Source organism: Pelagicoccus sp. SDUM812002 (genome assembly GCF_031127835.1).
Lineage (GTDB): Bacteria > Verrucomicrobiota > Verrucomicrobiia > Opitutales > Opitutaceae > Pelagicoccus.
In genome coordinates this window covers 148,674-166,791 of the sequence record NZ_JARXHX010000001.1, presented here as the reverse complement: position 1 = coordinate 166,791, position 18,118 = coordinate 148,674, and the positions used below count along the sequence as shown (strand labels likewise).

Genomic DNA, 18,118 nt, shown 5'->3' with positions numbered 1-18,118 from the left:
TCGCCTAGAACTGGGCGCTGATCTCCAGGTAAACTTCTCGTTTAACCTCTGTCCAATGACCGAAGAAGTCCTTCAACCGGGCTTCTTGCGTTGTCGAGTCGAGCAGGTTGCGGCCTACGAGTGAGAGTCTGAGCGACTCTGTTTTTTGCCAAGTCAGTCGAGCATCTAGTTGGAAGATTTCGGGTTGCAGACCTTTCGCGAAGTTGTAGCTGCTGGTGTATCTAAGCCCTGTATCCAAATTCCAATCATCTGAGATTTCAGATGATAGGTTTAGCGTTGCCATATGGTCGGGAGTGCTATGGTCGAACTCTCCAATCGAAAAGTTTATGAAGTCCTCCTGGAATGCGTTCTCTGGGGTGACGATCGACTCGAAGCTGTCACGTTTATAAGAGTAGTTGATCCTTGCCCGATGCTTTGGCGAGAATTGCCAATCTAACGATGTTTCGAAGCCATAGGCATCGCCTTTGAGCAAGTTGTCGTAAGCTCCGTTTATTTTGACGTAGGGCGTCGGAGTATCGAGCACTAGGGCATTGCTGACGCCCACGCGCCCAATTAGATTATCATACCCATAGTGAAAGGCATTGAGGGTGAAGCTGCCTTTTTCATCGAGCAACAATACTCGATATCCTGCCTCGATCGAGTCCATGACCTCGGCGTCGAGCAGCATGTTGGACATTGCGTCGGCCAAACTGTGTTCTACCGTGAGGGTTCCTCCCGGAGTCGATATGTCTAGCGGCGTGTCTAGGGCTTTGCCGCTGCGCAAGCTCTCAATTACGCTGAGCGAGACAGGAGGATTGCGGTTAGATTGCGAATAGGTGAGCCAAGCTCTACTCGATTCGTCGATCTCGAAAATCAAGCTCGCGTTGGGCGATATCGTCGTGTTGTTAGAGCGATCATCGTGCCTGAAGTCGACTCCCCACGACAGGGTCAGCTGCTCTGGCGAGAGTACCCATTCGTCTTGAATACCTGAATACATGACGAAACTGTTCAGAACTGGACTCGTGAAGTCGGATGCTAGGGTAGAGGAGGTGTGTTCCTCGTCGTAGGCGGATCCGACATTGAAGCTGACAGTGTGGGCGTCGCCCCATTTTTGCCTGCCTCGTGCCTCGATTCCCGCAGTCCACATGCCGAATGCGGCGTAGGCTGCGTCTAGGTCCGAGTAGCCGAACCAGCTGCGAACGGAGTATGAGCTGTCGTTGGAGACGTTACGCGTCCATTTGATTTGCGTGTTGGCGCCGGCGAGTCGTTCCGAATCAGCTACGAAATCAAGTGAGCCGGTTTCGAAATCCGCGAGGTTGTAGGCATAGCCGAGGTCAGAGTAGAAGGCTTCCCCGGAGACGCTCACTAAGTCGTGGTTTGTCGGACGGTGGTCGACGCGGAACCCAGTGCGAGCGGTGTCCCAATCATTGCCGTATGGGAAACGGGTTAGGCTGGAGTCGCGTATGTTGGCTTTCGCGTACACGCGAGCGGAGGTTTTGTCGTCGATAGCCCAGCCGATTCTAGCTGCGACACCGCGATTTTCTGTACCGACGTTGGCCGTCAGTAGGGTGCCTTCGGTTTCGAAGGCTGTCTTCATGCGGACGTTAACAAGGCCGTTGACCGCGTTGTTGTCCCAAGTCCCGCCGCCGGGTCCGTAGGCGACTTCCACTGAAGCCACATCTTCCATCAGGAGATCGTGTTGGCTGCCGAATAGTCCAGCAAAGATAGATGCGTAGACGTTTTGCTCGTCGACCGTGAAGAGAGCTCTGTTGAAGAAGCGGGAGTTCACACCACGAATCCCCATTCCCCAGATGCCATTGCTCGGTCGAACGATGTGCACGCCTGGCGCGTAGCGTAGCATCTCCGGAATTGAATCTACTGGTAGCTGCGCGATGTCCTCTTCGTCAAAAACGAAGGAACCGGAGGGGGCATTGAAAATCTGGGATTCGAGCCGCGATGAGATGATCGCAGGGGTGTTCGCTAGTTCCTCTAGCGAAATCGGCCCGCTACCTGAGGATTCCGGAATTGATTGAGCTCCCAACTCAATTGACGCCAGCGCGAGCAATCCAATCACTCCCGTTGTCAGGAGCGTTGAACGGGATCTAGGAGTGCTTAGCTGAAAGGGCATGGGTAACTTGCGGTGAATGCTTACACAGTCGCCCTCAGAGGCAACGCCTTTTTGTGCATACCGAGATCCAATTTTTCCGTGGACTTCGCGGGCCGTTTTACTGCTGGCTTCCCTCATTCTTTTCTCGAGTAATACAGAGCTATAGCTAGACCAAATCGCGGCGGTGAACCTTCAAGATCCGGTTGTGCATTTGAAAAACAGATACGATCTTGCTGCCGTTAACCTCAAATTCTCACGCTCACTATCCCCAATCGAAGCAAAATCATGTCTGATAAGCCTCTAATTTCTCATCTCTTTACAGCAGATCCCTCTGCCCACGTTTTCGAGGGCAAGATCTATGTCTACCCTTCCCACGATAGGGAGACGGACCAGCCGACCAACGACAATGGTGACCAGTACGACATGGTGGACTACCATGTGTTTTCGATGGATTCGATCGATGGCGAGGTGACCGACCATGGCGTGGCTCTCCACATGGATCAAGTGCCGTGGGTCGACAAGCAGATGTGGGCGCCGGATGCAGCCTACAAGAATGGTAAGTACTACCTTTACTTTCCCGCTCGTGCGGCGGATGGCATATTTCGAATTGGAGTCGCGGTGGGCGACCGTCCGGAAGGCCCTTTCGTGCCAGAGCCAGAGCCGATAAAGGGCAGTTTCAGTATCGATCCCGCGACATTCGTGGACGACGACGGAGAAGCTTACCTCTATTTCGGCGGTATCTGGGGAGGTCAGTTGCAAAATTGGCAAGGCGATACTTTCGATCCGGAAGGTCAGGAGCCTGAGGGAGATACGCCGGCTCTTTTGCCGGTGGTCGGAAAGTTGCAAGAGGACATGAAGGAGTTTGCCGAGGCTCCTCGCAGCATTGAGATCCTAGACGAAAATGGGGACCTGTTAAAAGGCAGCGACCATGACCGTCGTTTCTTCGAAGCGGCTTGGATGCACAAATACAAGGGCCGCTACTATTTCTCCTATTCTACGGGAGATACTCACTACCTCTGCTACGCGGTTGGCGACAATCCGTATGGTCCATTCACGTACGGCGGACGCATTTTGGAGCCGGTCCTCGGTTGGACTACCCACCACTCAATCGTCGAATTCGAAGGTCGGTGGTACTTGTTCCATCACGACTGCGAGATTTCAGAAGGGGTGAACCATCTAAGAAACGTGAAGGTCAAAGAGATCTTCTACGACGAAGACGGCAAGATTTTACCCGTGACCTGAGGCTAGGCCCAGTTTGTTAACTTTCGCTTCATATGCGTCACCCTCCATAGGTGACGCATTTTTTTAAATTATTTCCTAAAGAATTCTCTTACGCATCCGAATAGGTAAGGGATCCTAATGGAGTTTTAGGCCTGCTTTCCTAAGCGGTCGGACTCTGGCAAGCGTCCACGCCCCACGATGGCACGCATGTAGCGGGAGATTAGTCAGCGCACTCAGTTTTTGGATACGAAGTCGCTTTCCAATCCACAACCCAGGTTACACATGCAAACGAAACTATTATCCACCATCGTCTCCATCGCGTTATTCATCGGGGCATCTTTGGCGCAGGCCGACACGGAAAAGGAGACACCGAGGCAGGCCCTCAAGGTGATCGTCGAACTTTACAAGAAAAACGATTGGGAACACTTGGTGAAGGAGCGTTGCTTGGACGCTCGCCACGGTCAGTCGGAGGCTGCCGTACAGGAGTTGGTAGCAAGTTTGAGCTCCCAGTTTTCGGATGCCGGGACGTTAAACGCTCTCGTGACATCCTACGAGGCAGCCCTCAAGGCGGATCCGCAAATTAACTCTGAGGGCACGGTTGCGATCTTCGCAAGCGAAGTCGGTTCGGTAAGACTCTCTAAGATGTACAACGGCGCTTGGGGCCTGCGTTTCTAGAAGGTTCTGCGTCGTTTTTGATTTAGAATTTCATTAGTCTAGTTTGTTGAATCTGAACAGCCTCCGGGGGTGGTAGCCCGGAGGCTTTTTAGCGTCCGCAAGCAAAAAAATGGCGCCCAGGGGAAAGAGCGTTTCTGCGTGGGGGATGCTCATCCCGTCGTTGACTTTGCGGTGTAGTTTCTTTGCCTCGGCCAGCCTCCTTGAATGAAAGTCGTCCTTGCCGAAAAACCCTCCGTTGCCAGAGATATAGCCAAGCATCTGAATGCGGGCCAAAGACACGATGGCTACCTGACAGGCGGGGAGTGGGCGGTCACCTGGGCCTTCGGTCATCTTGTCGAGCTTAAGGAGCCCGAGGAGTATCGTCCGGAATGGAAGTCCTGGAAAAAGAGCCTCCTCCCGATTATCCCTGACCGGTTCGAGTTGAGAGCGCGGGGGGACGACGGCGCTAAGAAGCAATTGGCCACGGTCAAAAAGCTGTTTTCCGAAGCGGAGGAAATTATTTGCGCAACAGACGCAGGTCGGGAGGGGGAGCTGATCTTTCGCTATATCCTAGAGTGGGCGGGATGTACGGGCAAACCTGTCAAGCGACTATGGATTAGCTCGCTGACGAGCTCAGCCATTAGCAAGGGCTTCGCCGCGCTCAAGGATGGCAAGGAATTCGATACACTGCACGATGCGGCACGTTGTAGGAGCGAAGCGGATTGGATCGTCGGCCTGAATGCGACGCGATATTTCACAGTCGAATACGGCAAACGCAACCTGCTTCTAAGCCTCGGACGAGTGCAGACTCCGATCTTGGCTATGATTGTCGGGCGCGATACAGAGATCGAAAGTTTCAAATCTGAAGATTTTTGGGAAGTCCACACGGATTGCCGCGAGACAAAATTCCGCCATGCTGGAGGAAAAATAACCGAGGAAGAGAAGGCCAAAGCATTGCACGCTAAGGTTGAAGGTCAGCCGCTGGTGGTGAGCGACGTCCAGCAAAAGGACGAACGAACCAACCCGCCGCTCCTTTTCGACCTTACCGAACTGCAGCGGGAGATGAATCGCCGGTATGGCTTCACGGCAGACCAGACCTTGCGAATTGCCCAGAATCTCTACGAGCAAAAGCACATAACGTATCCGAGAACTGATAGCCGCTACCTCTCCACCGACTTGGAGCCGACCGTCGGACCCTTGCTTAAGCGGTTGTCTGCGACGAAGGCCAAGGAGATCGAAGCTCTCGATCTCGACCAGCTATCCTTCAACAAGCGCATTGTAGATGATAGCAAGGTTTCCGACCACCATGCAATTATCCCTACGGAGGACTTGCCTCGGAATCTTAACCAGGATGAAGCTCGCGTTTACGATGCAATCCTGGTCCGACTCATTGCTGTGTTCTATCCTGCTTGTATTCGTGCGGTTACTACGGTTGAAGCGAAGGCTGCGGAGGAGACCTTTCGAGCTAAGGGCACCGTCCTCATAGAAGCGGGGTGGCAGGTATTGTATCCGCAGGCTGAGAAGAAGGTAGCTAAAGGCAAAAAGAAAGGGGCTGAAGAGCCTGCAGTCATGCCAAATTTCCAAGTCGGCGAAAGCAATCCGCACGCTCCCAGTATTGAAAAGTTCAAGACAAACCCGCCCAAGCGTTTCACGGAAGCGACCTTGCTCTCACTGATGGAGACGGCGGGCAAGATCGTCGACGACGAGGAGCTCAAAGAAGCTCTCAAGGACAAGGGAGTGGGCACGCCAGCCACTCGGGCGTCGATCATCGAAGTATTGATTCAACGCAAATACGTTGAGCGCAAAAAGAAGAATTTGATCAGCACGGACAGTGGGCGTCACTTGATTTCTCTGATACAGGACGAGCGCTTAAAATCACCCGAACTGACGGGTGACTGGGAGTTTCGTCTTAAGAAGGTGGAGCGTGGTGAGCAAGACGCGGCATCTTTCATGTCAGATGTCGTTGAGTACACCAAGGAAATCTTGGCCAATGATGCCGGTAAGACAGTTGACCTGAGAAATCTGGGTCCTTGTCCTAAGTGTCGCGCTCCCGTGATGCGTGGAAAAACTGGATACGGTTGCTCCAGCTGGCGGGAGGGATGTAAGTTTGTCATCAAGGACGGAGAATTGGGAATGACCTTCCAACCCGGTTTAATGCGGGAGTTGCTCTACAACGGTAAAACCTTGGAGCCACACCCGGTTTTGGACAAAGGAAAGAAGCTACTAGGATTTTTAGCTCTAGGTAGGGGCGGGAGGCTCTCTTACGAGACGGTTGAAGCGAGCCAGGACACAGGAGGGCTCGATAAATTCGGAGACTGCCCAATTTGTAAGAGCCCCGTTGTGGAAGGTGCCAAGGGGTACGGCTGCTGCAACTGGAAAAATGGATGTCGATTCATAGTTTGGAAGCAGGTTGCTCAGAGACCGATTTCTGCCGAGGAGGCACGGACGCTTTTGGAAAAAGGCGTAACCGATACGCTCGAAGGCTTCAAATCGAAGGCAGGTAAGGAGTTCAGCGCAAAATTGAAGATCAAGGGCGACAAGGTTCAGTTTGATTTCAGCTAAACGCGGGGCCGTTCTATAGATCGAACGGCGTCCAATCCCGAAATTGTGAAAATATTTTCGTACGATTGGGCTTCGGGTGTAGTGTCTTAGTATGTCTACTACTTCCAAAACCCCAGTTCGACGTTTACTCCTGTTCATAATAGCGCTTGGCCTTCCCGTGTTGGCTTTCGCAAAGCCTTCGGGTGGCCCGTATGGACCGGTGCGCTTGAACTACGAGCTGCCAGCTGTCGACGGGACTATCTATTATGTAGCACCAGAGGGAAGCGAAGAGGCAGAGGGCACCTCGCTTCAAAGGCCTACCTCGATCGAAGCAGCGTTCGCGAGAGCTGTTGACGGGGATGCACTCGTCTTGCGAGGAGGAACCTATCGGTCGGGGAATTTGGTTTTCAACCAAGGTTTGGTGATCCAACCCTATGCGGACGAAGTGCCGATCGTGAAAGGCACTGCAGTCGCCGAAGATTGGGAGTCATTGCGTGACGGCTTGTGGCGGACGAAGTGGGAGACGCTTTTCCCGATGAAGCCCGAAACATGGTGGCGCCGCCACCGCGAAGCGGCTCGCACACCGTTGTATCGCTTTAATAACGACATGGTTTTCGTGGATGGTCGCATGCTCCAGCAGGTAGGCTGGCCGGGGGAACTCGATGCCGAATCCTTCTACATAGACTACGAGGAAGGTTTCGTTTATACAGCGACGGACCCTGAAGGGAAGACCATCGAGATAACTGCTTTCGACAATGCCTTAACCCGAACGATTGAAGAGGTTCACGGCATGGAGCCGAGCACGGTTGGACCGCAGGTGAGAGGAATCATCTTCACCCAGTATGCTTATCGAGCAATCGAGATAGAGGGCTACGATCCAGAGGAAGTGTCTCCAGAATCCAATCACGGCAAAGATGTGGTGGGATCAGTTTTCGAAAATTGCACCTTTAGCTACTGCTCGCGAGTGGGTGGCTATTTCCGTGGCGACGGTTTAGTGATTCGCAATTGTTTGGTGAGCCATACCAGTACGGAAGGTCTCTTTATCCTTAGCTCCAATGATGTTCTCATCGAGCGGAACATTGTGACTCACAACAATATGGAAAAGATCACCGGGTACTATGTGACCGCGATCAAAATTTTCAATCAGTGCTACCGGGTTACGTGTCGGGAGAACCTCATCATAGACAATGAAGACTCGAGTGGTATCTGGTATGACGTTGGCAATGTGGACGGTCTTTTCGTGAACAATTGGATACAAAACACCGATAATGGCTTTTTCTTCGAAATTTCGAAGGGAGCCATATGCACGGGCAACGTCTTTGTGGACTGCCCTCAAGGAATTTTTGTCCTGAACAGTGAACGTGTTCGGGTCTATCAGAACACCATGGTGAACAGTACGGTTACGTTCGAGCGCACCGATCGCAGCGCCGTGGGAGACCATTTCGATTGGCATCCAGCGAGTGGACCGAAGGTTGAAGAGCGCCACGGCCACGCATTTATGGGAAATCTCCTTTACGCGGACGATTCCCACAATGGGCCTGTATTGAAGTTTCGTCAGAGGGAGGTTCTGCGGGACCGGTTAACTGACCCGCAGGCGGTGGCTATCGACGGCAATGTGTATGTGCGAGACGGTTACACGAATCATGGACCTCTCATCCAGTGGAGCCCCTCTGCGAGCGACGAAAACTCAGTGCTGCTTGAAACCCCAGGAGATCTACATGCGCTTTATCCAGAGTTCTCGGGGGATTCCCAATGGTTTGTTGGTTACAACGGGCCGATGTTCCAGGGTAAGCAAACGAATCGGTTCGAACTGATGCCGGATTTTGTAGGCCTCGATTCGACGGCCGAATTGCCAGGTGAGGCGTTGAAAGCTCTCGGTTGGAAAAAGAAGGACGTGAGACACCCGGGCGCATTTCCAGTCGCAGAGTAAAGCTGCCACCATAGCTCAATGACGAATGTGCCTTTTGCTCCTCCAATAGGGCGTTCTATAGATAGAATCAAGTGCACCGCAAATGGAGTTGGTCATGCGGAAATTAGACCATAAGTTTCAGCCATTCCCCGTGTTCTATTCAGGCTGCTAAGTTCGTGAACTTAGGGTTAACGATGGGGCAGTCTCGACAACTATACACGGGGAAATTTCGTTTGTTTTACATTTCTTGGGGACCTTTTGGTTTGGGTCCCTAGATGCTACCGCTAGTTGAGGGGTAGCGGTTATCGGGGTCGAAAGCCGCTATCCCTCTTCAATTTGCCGCCTGCGGAAAACGAAGTACTTCTGCCCGACGAAGTTCCAGCACGCCCAAACGAAAGTTGCGGCAAGAAAGGCCGGCGTGGATGCATCCGGGTTGGAGGCGGCATAGTCGTGAACTAGGCTATTAATTACCCAGCCGGTGACGTAGAGCAGTCCGAAGCGTAGGGGTTCGCTCGCGCTGAACCCTCGGTTGCGGAAGGTGAAATGCTTATGGGCAAAGTATCCCCAAGCGAAGATACAGGCGAAACTGATGCGCTTAGCCCACGAACTGTCCAACGCCGTGAAGTGGCTTAGAATGCTGTACACCCCGTAATCGATCGACAGGGAGATCCCGCTCACAATTAGGAAGCGAATGGCTTGCATAGCTGTGTTTGGCGATTCGTCGATTTGTCGGGGGCTCTCCATCCAGAATTCGGTACTAAGTGAGGGCGGCTGCCGGATGCAAAGGTTTTTTCGGACGGCTCTCGCTTGTTGCAGCAACGTCTCAGAGGTCGTAGTTTGACAAAAAGTGCATCGTCTCCATCTACTCGCCGCTAAATCGCGATATGAAGACATTTAAGGAATTAGGAGTAGCAGCGGATCTGATTAAGGGGATCGAGGAGAAGGGCATAATCGAGCCGACTGAGATTCAGGAGCTCACCATTCCCTATTTGCTCAAGAACAATGGCGACTTTGTAGGCCAGGCCCAGACTGGAACCGGTAAGACGGCAGCGTTCGGACTGCCCTTGCTGCAGAAGATAGATCCAAAGAAAAACCAGGTTCAGGCGCTTGTGCTCAGTCCGACTCGCGAGCTCGCCAAGCAAATTGCCAAACAACTTTTCCATTACACAAAGTATACCACTAAGATCTTCACGGAAGCGGTGGCGGGCGGTGAAAAGATCGAGGGCCAAATAGCCGCGTTGGCTCGCCCGACTCATATTGTTGTAGCGACACCTGGGCGCCTGATCGACTTGTTGAAGGCCAAAGCTGTCGACCTCTCAAATATTGATACTCTCGTTTTAGACGAAGCAGACGAGATGCTAAGCCTAGGATTCAAGGACGACTTGAACAAGATCCTCGAATTTACCCGCGGCGCGAACAACACTTGGCTATTTTCCGCTACCATGCCGAAAGGCGTCAAGGCGATCATCGAACGTTATCTCTCCCCCAACGCTGAACACGTAACCGTGGATCGGAAGAACCCGGTCAATAAGAACATCGACCACTGGTTCACCGTTTGTACGATCGAGGAAAAACCCGACGAAATCGCCCGTTTCATCAAAGCTCAAAAGGGTCGTCCCGGAGTTGTCTTTTGCCGCTCCAAGGCGGGTGTGCAAAACATCGCAAAGGAGTTGGAAGAGCGTGGCTTCGAGGTTGCTACCTTGCAAGGCGATCTCTCGCAAAAGGATAGAGACAAGGTGATGCGTGCTTTCCGCAAAGGCCGTGCTGAGGTTCTCGTTTCAACGGATGTCTCAGCTCGTGGAATCGATGTGGAAGGCCTCGCGTTCGTGGTTCACCACCAGCTCCCCGATCAGATCGAATACTATACGCACCGCAGCGGACGAACGGCCCGAGCGGGTCGCAAAGGCGTCTCCATGGCGTTCATCACCAAGGGTGACTTCAAGCGTATCAGGGAATTGGAGGCGGAGTTGCATATCAAGTTTCGCCAAATTCGGCAGGACTAGGTAAGGCCGTCTTTTTTAGTTTCAACGCGAGACCGGGGTGTTAGCGTCGATGTATGCCCCAGGCCCCTTGTCGTATCTTACTCTCTTGGATTTTAGCACTTGCTCTTACGAGTCAGGCGCTGGTTGCCGAGGTGAGTGAGGTGGCGGATAAAATGGGTACCGCGGCGAACGCCTTTCTGCAGAGCATCGATGACTCGCAAGCGGAGTCAGTTCAGCATCCCTTCGATGATCGGCGAAAAGACTGGCACTTCGTTCCGCGTCAACGAAAAGGCTTGCTGCTTTCTGCGATGAGTGGGGACCAACGGGTTTTGGCATATGCTTTGATCAGTGAAAGGTTGAGCGAGCAAGGTGTGCAGACTGTCAAAAATATTCGTAGTTTGGAAAGGGTGCTACGGCTGGTGGAAGGGCCGGGACGGCACTTCGCTCGAGATCCTGAGGCCTATCACCTGTACCTGTTCGCGACGCCTGAATCGGGACATTGGGGATGGCGTTTCGAAGGACATCACATCTCTATCAACGCAACCATAATCGAAGGGCAGGGAGTGTCGCTGTCGCCCCGTTTCTTGGGCGCGAATCCGGCGGAAGTCCAGACGGCCGAACGAACAGGTTTTCGGGCCCTCGCGAATGAGGAAGACATCGCTTTCAAGCTCGTGGAAAGCTTCACAGATGAGCAATTAGACAAAGCTGTTTTCGACAGCAAAGCTCCTTGGGACATATTTACCGGCGCTCATCGCGAGGTATCACCCTTGCCAGTAGAAGGTGTCACGTATGGGGAAATGAATACAGAACAGCGGTTTTGCTGCGGCAACTTCTCGAGTGCTATTTGCTCAAGGCTAAGGACGCCATTCGTGAGGAAGCCATTGCCGGTATCGAGCGCTCTGGATGGGAGTCGATCCGTTTCGGTTGGGCGGGACCGATTGATCGGGATCGGGGAAATTATTATTACCTGCAAGGGGCGAGCTTTCTGATCGAGTACGACAATACGCAAAATCGAAACAACCACATCCACAGCGTTTGGCGTGAATTTGAAGGAGACTTTGGCGAAGATTTAATTCGGGCACATCGCCACCAACATACTCACTGATCCTAGACAGAATTAACTAGAATACTTATGATAAAACAACTCGCTCACGTTTGCTTTTTTACTGAAAACGCGGAGGCAATGGTCTCCTTCTATCGGGACATTCTCGGTTTTCCCGTCGCTTTTGTAATGAACAATAGCGATGGTGGAACGCCCTTTGGCTGGTACATGGATTGTGGAAACGACACCTTCGTCGAGATATTCGATCAGGTCGGAGCCGTTCAAGAGTGGGGAGGAGAGGCCGTGGAGCTCAAGCAAGCCGCGAACGTCCACTACCGCCACATCTGCTTCGAGACAACGGATATCGAAGCGCTGCGAAACGAGCTAGTTGGCAAGGGCGTAGAAGTGACCGAGACCAAGAAAGGAATCGATCATTCATATCAGGCATGGATCAAGGACGTGGACGGAAACGCTATCGAGCTAATGATGTACACACCTGACAGTCTTCAGTTCTCGAACCGAAAGTAACGAAACCTTGGACTCGGCGCCCTTTTACCAAGGGTTGCGAGCGTTCAGCTCGCTGACGATCTTAAGCTTCAAGGCGGTTGGGTCGATTGTCCCAACTTCGCTGTGCACGATCTCTCCCTCGGGATTGATCAGCACGGTGTAGGGAGCCACTCCTTGCCACTCCGGATTAAAGGCGTTGATCAGAGGCTCGCGTTTCGATGAAGCGAAAATAAGGTTCTTGTTGGCGGCTTGCTTTTTCTTGAGGAAAGCGAGGACCCTTTTTTCTTCGTCCGGCCGGTTCAGGGAAACGGAGATGAACTCAAATTCGCGATGACTGTACATGCGGTCGATGGCTACGAATTCGTCGAATTCCGCAACGCAAGGAGCGCACCAGGTCGCCCAGAAGTTGATCAGGCGAAATTTCGCTGGCTCTTCTTCAGTGCCTTCATTCGCGCGGAGTGCCGAAAGCGCCGCCTCATCCGCTGGTTCTACCGTAACGGGGCGAGCGGCAAGTTTTTTCATATACTCGTCCACTAGATGAGCCTTGCCGGCCCATTTCACGGAACAACCGACCACTTTCGTTTTTGCGATCTCTGGTTGCTCGCCTGCGAGGAGGGCATCCATGGCATCGCGTACGTAACGAGTGGATACATGCTGCTCGCGTTCGGAGTCGTCGATGGCTCCTACGTAGCGAAGCTTGCGGTTTGCGTCGAAGAGGAAGGCGTGCGGGGTTACGAGTGGGCCGTATTGGCGCGAGACAGATTCGGAATCGCCGTCATACAGGTAAGGGAAGTTGTAATTACGCTCCTCAGCCTGAACTTTCATCTCTTCGAAGGAGTCTGAACGGACTGCCCAGCCGAGCTCGTCGAGCCGGACGGAATGCGGGTCGTTGGGGCTAATCGCCACCAAGGCCACACCTTTGTCCTGGTAGTCTGTCACCAATGCTTTGATACGTTCTTCGTAGTATTGAGCGGTAGGACAGTGGTTGCAGGTGAAGATGACTAGTAAGAGCTCTGAGTCTGAGAAGTCGCTCAGCGACCAGTCGTTGCCGCCCACGCCTGGCAGGGTGAAGTCCGGCGCGCTTGAGCCCAGTGCCAGTGGTTGAGGATAGTCATCGGCATGAACAAGCGCTGAGAAGCAAAGGGCAACGATTAGGAAAATGAGCTTTTTGGGGTACATGAGGTGTTGGGTTGAAGGCTTATTCTTTGCGATTCTTCGCGGTTTCAAGCACGCGGTAGAAGGCAGGTTTCGGTTGGTATTGGCGGTCAAAAAGGAGTGCGAAATTGGTGCGTCCTCTTACAGGAAAATGGTTTAGCCAGCTGGTCTTATCCGTGATACCCCAGAAGGTGACGCGCTCGATGTGATCGGCGTTTGCAACGAGTGTCTCGAAGATTTCGCCGTACCGGTTGGCGAATCGCTCTTCTTCAGCTGGAGGGGCCACTCCGTCGGGATAGGGGTTGTTCTCTGGCGTTACTTGGATGGCTCTGATGTCGACATCCGCTCCGAAGAAGCTAGCTCGGCCTAGGAGGTCGAGATCGAGTTCGGTTATGTGAACTTTTACGCCGGTAGAGCCAAATGCTTGGATGGACTCTGCTATATCTTTGGTATCTGGGAAGTCCATCAGCCAGTGGCCTTGCATGCCGATTCCGTCGATGCGCAGGCCCTTCGCCTTAAAGTCCTTAACCATGGCGACCACTGCGTCACGTCGTCCCGCGTCGGTCATACTGTAGTCGTTGTAGAGCAGTTGGGCGTTTGGAGGCAGAATTTCCGAGGCAATACGGAAGGCTTGCTCGGTGAAGTCGTCGCCAATGATTTGCTGGTACTTGGATTTGCGCCATGATCCGTCACCCATGATGGATTCGTTTACAACGTCCCAATAAACAATTTCGTCGCCCCAACGCTCTGCCATGAGAGTCGCGCGCTCTCTCATGCGTGCGAGCAAGGCCTCGCGGCTCAGGTCATTTCCAGCTTCATCCTTGTAAACCCAGTCTGGTGTTTGGCTGTGCCAGAATAAGGTGTGGCCTACCAGCGCCTGGTCATTCGCGGCTCCGTACCGCACGAAGGTTTCTGCCAATTCGTAATTTTCAACATTAGGTTCGGGATTCATGCGTCCCCACTTCATGCAGTTTTCTGGAGAAAGGCTGTTGAAGTGCTTTTCCGCTATCGCATATCCAGGATCGGATGTGTCCAATATCATCCGGTCGCTCAAAGTTCCTCCGATTAAGAACAAGCCTTCGAACGCTTCGTGAAGGCTCGGTACGTCGGCTTCATTCTCAGCTTCCTCGCAGCTAGTTGTGGTGATTGCGATCCCCGCCAAAAGGGCTGGCGAGATGGCTTTGTAAATGTGTTTTCTTAGCATTTGGTGTTCTAATGGATTGTAGCAGGCTCGATGGTCTGGCCAGAGTCTTCGCAGTCTTTCACTAGAGCTGTGCGGGTTTCCCGAAAAAGCCTGTAACTTCCAATCCTCTGCCGGGGTACCTTGCCTCGAACCCTCCTCTATTTCTATGCTTAACTCAAACGTTATCGAGACTCGTGGCCTGACTAAACGCTATGGGGCTCAAACTGTGCTTGACGGACTGGACCTTTCCTTACCCGCCGGCGCGATAGGTCTGCTCGGTCCCAACGGAGCCGGAAAATCCACTTTTATCAAATGCCTTTTGCAACTCGAGGAAAAGGATGGTGGCAAGGTCAGCCTGCTCGGCAACGATATCGATACGCTCGGGCGCGAGACGCGCCGTCGGATCGGTTATGCGCCGGAGCAGGACTGCCATATCCCTGGCATGGTGGGTTGCGAGTACGTGACTTATTGTGGGGAATTAAGCGGCATGCCATTTGAGGCGGCCCGTCAGAGGGCGCATGAAATGCTCGACTTCGTGGGCATGGGGCAGGAGCGTTATCGAAAAGTGGATACGTATTCCACCGGTATGAAGCAACGGATAAAAATAGCCCAGGCCCTCGTGCACGATCCCGATCTCGTTTTCTTGGACGAACCGACCAACGGCTTGGATCCAAAAGGGCAGTCTTTGATCTTGGAGCTTATCGAACGGATTTGGAAGGAGTCAGGCATCAGCGTGGTCCTGTCCTCGCATCTGCTGCACGACGTAGATCGGATCTGTGACCGCATCGTAATCATTGCCCAAGGGCGCATTGTGGCTCACGACACCCTATCTGCCTTGAAGGGTCGGCGCCGTCCTGAGGCGGAAGTCGTCGCGGCTGACGACACCGAGTCGCTCTTAGGCCTTTTCCGTGCCCAAGGATGGGCTTGTTCCGTTCTTAACAATGGCAATATAAAGGTTGTGCACGGTCAGCCCTCGCTTAATCCATTGATCGACTTGATGAGGGAGGCTGGGATTTCACCTCTCGAGGTGAAGGAGAGTCCTAATGCTTTGAGCGAGCTCTTTTTGCAGTCACTCGAAAAAGAAAGGGTTCCTGCATGAAGCATGCGTGGAACGCTCAGTATCGGCGTTGGGAAGGAAAGAGTGTAGGGGTTTGGCAACGACGGCTTTCGATAGCCCGATACGGACTTCGGCTCTGCCTCTCGGGCAAGATTATAAAGATCTTCCTGGTTCTCGCTTTCGCTCAAACCTTCCTACTCGGTGGAGTCTTTTTCTTATTTGGCCAATTAGTAGCTCCGGAAAGCGCCTTGCTTACCTGGTTGGAAGGGCTGGGTGGGCAGGAGATCATAAAAATCATCAGTGCCCTGACCTCTTGGGCACTTTTGTATCCAGAAATCTGTGTCGATGGGATCTATCGGGTCATGTACTATTTGCTGACTTTTAGCGGACCCTTTTTATCGATGATCATTGTTGCTTTGTTCGTGCATCGATTGATCGCTAATGATTTGGCGAGTAACGCGATTGTTATCTACAACAGTAAAGCTCTCACTCGATGGGACTATCTGATCGGCAAGTTCATCGTAGTTTCGACAATCCTCTCTGTGGTTTGGATACTACCGGTAATCACTTCCTGGGTATTGAGCAATTTCCTGTCGCCGGATTGGTCTTTTTTCTACCACTCATTTCCGTCTTTGCTTCGCGGACTGACGGTCGGGTTAGTAGCGGTGTTTTCTTTGAGTTGTCTGGCCTTGCTCGTTTCATCCTTCGCTAGAAAAACTGGAGCAGCGGTTGCTTACTGGATCTTAGGGTGGATCTCGCTCGGGATCGTGGCGAGCGTCGCTAGTGTTGCACATCCAGCGCTCGATTACATTAGCCCAATTCAAGCTATCTACGCCTTCTCCGGCGGAGTATTCAAAATGTTGGACCTCGTGACTGACGCCCAGAACATGCTACCCTTTTTCGGTGGTTTCTTCAATCGGGTAAGCGCCGGAAACGAACCTTCCGATTTGCCGATCAGCAATGGAGAGGTTTTTCTGCCTCTCTTATCACTGTCGCTGTACTGCATCATTTCTATCGTCGTGGTAAGCAGAAGGGTGCGTTCTTCATGAAACCAATCATTCAAGCGCAAGAGCTCAGCTGCTTCTACGGAATCGTGCTCGGGCTAAACAATGTAAGTTTCGAAGTTCCCGCTGGAATCACTGGACTCGTTGGGCCTAATGGAGCGGGAAAGAGCACCTTGATCAAGTTGATCACCGGGCAGCTCGCCCCTTCATCGGGGACTTTACGTGTCTTTGGCGAATCCCCGAGAAACAATCCGAAGCTGCTTGGCCATCTAGGTTACTGCCCAGAACGCGAGCAACTGCCCAAGGACCTACGACCCGTCGATTGGTTGCGGGCGCTGGCTTCCGTATCGGGAACGCCTTGGGGTGAGACAAAGGTATTGGCGACGAAGGCTTTGGACCGCGCTCGCCTCGGTCAGGAGCATTGGAAGAAGCGGATCGGAACCTACTCGAAAGGCATGAAGCAACGAGTGAAGCTGGCTCAGGCCATTATGCACGATCCTAAACTGGTTGTGCTCGACGAGCCCATGAATGGGCTGGACCCGATGGGGCGTTCTGAATTTGGGGAAATCCTAAAGGAGCTGCATCAAGGAGGTACCAGTGTTCTGGTTTCCAGCCATATCCTGCACGAGCTGGAATTTCTCTGCAGCGGATTTGTCATGCTAAATTGGGGACGTGTCCTCGCTTCAGGAAGCCAGATCGATATACGCAAGACGGTGGTCGAGTGGTCAGACGAAATCTCGATCCGCTGTTCTCAGCCTAGTGAGCTCGCGGCGCATTTGCAGGCACAGGGCTTGTTGCGGGGTTTTTTGGCCGACGGGCAGGACCTAACTATCTGGGTAAACGAACCGGAGAACTTTCTCGCTCAGTGGCCGACCTTGTTCGCTGGCTGCGATTGCCAGATCTTCGAGGTTCGCAACAAAAACCAAGCGCTCTCCAGCATATTTGAAAGGATGACACGATGAGCCATTTAACGTCCAACAAGGCTCGTCTTGGAGCGATCAAAGGCGTGCTTTTTATGCGTATCCAAGAGTTGACGACACCCGCGGCCCTTTCTCGAAACGCCATAGTTGCGGTGGCAAGCTTTCTCTTGTTGATGCTTTTGAGACTTGATGTCGATAATGCGGCCAGCCGCTACCAGGGTTTGGTGGCAGGATTGTTCGTTTTGAAGTTTCTACCTATTTTTTGCCTGACCAAAGGGGGCGAGACGCTACGCAGCGAGCTCAAGGAAGGAACTATCGAATACTTATGGGTTCGGCCCGCGAGCAAGGTGGAACTGTATTTAGGATTTATGCTTAGCGGCTTTCTCGGCACGTTTTCCATAGTCGGTTCGGCATTGGTGGGGATCAGTTTGGCCGGTTTGGCTCTGGGAGCGTTGGGGGGTGGAGCTTTTCTTAGCTTGTGGCTTACCGTGGTTGTGGTGGTCGCCAGCTTCACCGCCATATCCGGAGCAATTAGCTCGTTCTCGTCCAAGTTCGTGGTGCTCGGGATTTTCTACTACTCTTTTGTGGAGCTTGGCTTGGGAGCTATTCCCAACGGAGTCCAACGGTTGGCCGTAAGTTTCCACGCCAAAACACTTTTGAATGGCCTGACCTCTGGCGATGGAAATTTAGAGCTCAACTCTTTTGCATGGATTCTGGCCACCGGGTTGATCGGCATCGTCCTTGGAGCCGCGATTTTTAGTCAGTCTCGCTACGTGGTCGGTAGCGAAAAAGAGGCCTGATAAACTATCTGAATTTTTTTCGTAACCGAAATGCCTCGGAAGGTGAATCTTCAGGCA

Annotated in this window: 15 protein-coding genes and 1 pseudogene; 12 read left to right on the top strand and 4 right to left on the bottom strand. The window is 52.7% G+C overall.

The features are described from left to right. Positions 1–4: 4 nt before the first annotated feature. A complete protein-coding gene (locus tag QEH53_RS00670) occupies positions 5–2,107 on the bottom strand; it encodes a TonB-dependent receptor plug domain-containing protein (protein WP_309021186.1) in 2,103 nt (700 codons plus the stop codon). 264 nt (positions 2,108–2,371) lie between these two features. Between QEH53_RS00670 and QEH53_RS00665 the strand changes: the two genes are divergently transcribed. The 4 genes from QEH53_RS00665 to QEH53_RS00650 all read left to right on the top strand — a co-directional run bounded on the left by QEH53_RS00665 (position 2,372) and on the right by QEH53_RS00650 (position 8,432). Next, the gene (locus tag QEH53_RS00665) at positions 2,372–3,328 is read left to right on the top strand and encodes a glycoside hydrolase family 43 protein (protein ID WP_309021185.1); all 957 of its coding nucleotides are present in this window, start codon (positions 2,372–2,374) and stop codon (positions 3,326–3,328) included. Positions 3,329–3,589: 261 nt separating this feature from the next. After that, positions 3,590–3,982, top strand: coding sequence for a hypothetical protein (locus tag QEH53_RS00660; RefSeq protein WP_309021184.1), 393 nt, complete (start codon positions 3,590–3,592; stop codon positions 3,980–3,982). 204 nt (positions 3,983–4,186) lie between these two features. After that, positions 4,187–6,523 carry a DNA topoisomerase 3 gene (locus QEH53_RS00655; protein WP_309021183.1) on the top strand — a complete coding sequence of 779 codons (2,337 nt, stop codon included), beginning with the start codon at positions 4,187–4,189 and terminating at the stop codon, positions 6,521–6,523. 91 nt (positions 6,524–6,614) lie between these two features. Continuing rightward, positions 6,615–8,432, top strand: coding sequence for a right-handed parallel beta-helix repeat-containing protein (locus QEH53_RS00650; protein WP_309021182.1), 1,818 nt, complete (start codon positions 6,615–6,617; stop codon positions 8,430–8,432). 300 nt (positions 8,433–8,732) lie between these two features. Here QEH53_RS00650 and QEH53_RS00645 read toward each other — a convergent pair whose 3' ends face one another. Next, a complete protein-coding gene (locus QEH53_RS00645; RefSeq protein WP_309021181.1) occupies positions 8,733–9,155 on the bottom strand; it encodes a GtrA family protein in 423 nt (140 codons plus the stop codon). A 140-nt stretch (positions 9,156–9,295) separates the two neighbouring features. On the opposite strand from QEH53_RS00645, the gene QEH53_RS00640 reads away from it, so the two are divergent. The 4 genes and pseudogenes from QEH53_RS00640 (at position 9,296) to QEH53_RS00630 (ending at position 11,963) form a co-directional block, all read left to right on the top strand. Beyond that, entirely contained in the window at positions 9,296–10,414 is a 1,119-nt protein-coding gene (locus tag QEH53_RS00640; protein ID WP_309021180.1) for a DEAD/DEAH box helicase, read from the top strand. 53 nt (positions 10,415–10,467) lie between these two features. Further along, positions 10,468–11,196: pseudogene (locus QEH53_RS00635) on the top strand (DUF3500 domain-containing protein); the annotation flags it as partial. Continuing rightward, positions 11,121–11,498: a DUF3500 domain-containing protein gene (locus tag QEH53_RS24305; RefSeq protein WP_369426410.1), complete on the top strand. Its 378-nt coding sequence runs from the start codon at positions 11,121–11,123 to the stop codon at positions 11,496–11,498. The pseudogene QEH53_RS00635 and the gene QEH53_RS24305, both read left to right, overlap by 76 nt. Before the next feature lie 27 nt (positions 11,499–11,525). Next, on the top strand, positions 11,526–11,963 hold the full coding sequence (locus QEH53_RS00630) for a VOC family protein (RefSeq protein WP_309021178.1): 438 nt from the start codon (positions 11,526–11,528) through the stop codon (positions 11,961–11,963). A 24-nt stretch (positions 11,964–11,987) separates the two neighbouring features. Here QEH53_RS00630 and QEH53_RS00625 read toward each other — a convergent pair whose 3' ends face one another. Together QEH53_RS00625 and QEH53_RS00620 are read right to left on the bottom strand one after the other, a co-directional pair. Beyond that, complete coding sequence (locus tag QEH53_RS00625; protein WP_309021177.1) at positions 11,988–13,121, bottom strand: redoxin domain-containing protein; 1,134 nt, start codon at positions 13,119–13,121, stop codon at positions 11,988–11,990. A gap of 19 nt (positions 13,122–13,140) precedes the next feature. Then, positions 13,141–14,301 carry an endo-1,4-beta-xylanase gene (locus tag QEH53_RS00620; RefSeq protein ID WP_309021176.1) on the bottom strand — a complete coding sequence of 387 codons (1,161 nt, stop codon included), beginning with the start codon at positions 14,299–14,301 and terminating at the stop codon, positions 13,141–13,143. A 145-nt stretch (positions 14,302–14,446) separates the two neighbouring features. On the opposite strand from QEH53_RS00620, the gene QEH53_RS00615 reads away from it, so the two are divergent. The 4 genes from QEH53_RS00615 to QEH53_RS00600 are packed head-to-tail and all read left to right on the top strand — an operon-like array spanning position 14,447 to position 18,061. Next, positions 14,447–15,379: an ABC transporter ATP-binding protein gene (locus tag QEH53_RS00615; RefSeq protein WP_309021175.1), complete on the top strand. Its 933-nt coding sequence runs from the start codon at positions 14,447–14,449 to the stop codon at positions 15,377–15,379. Then, entirely contained in the window at positions 15,376–16,386 is a 1,011-nt protein-coding gene (locus QEH53_RS00610; protein ID WP_309021174.1) for an ABC transporter permease subunit, read from the top strand. The genes QEH53_RS00615 and QEH53_RS00610 overlap by 4 nt, the downstream gene beginning before the upstream one ends. Then, the gene (locus QEH53_RS00605; protein ID WP_309021173.1) at positions 16,383–17,303 is read left to right on the top strand and encodes an ABC transporter ATP-binding protein; all 921 of its coding nucleotides are present in this window, start codon (positions 16,383–16,385) and stop codon (positions 17,301–17,303) included. The genes QEH53_RS00610 and QEH53_RS00605 overlap by 4 nt, the downstream gene beginning before the upstream one ends. Continuing rightward, the gene (locus QEH53_RS00600; RefSeq protein ID WP_309021172.1) at positions 17,300–18,061 is read left to right on the top strand and encodes a hypothetical protein; all 762 of its coding nucleotides are present in this window, start codon (positions 17,300–17,302) and stop codon (positions 18,059–18,061) included. Before QEH53_RS00605 ends, QEH53_RS00600 begins: the two co-directional genes overlap by 4 nt. Positions 18,062–18,118 lie beyond the last annotated feature (57 nt).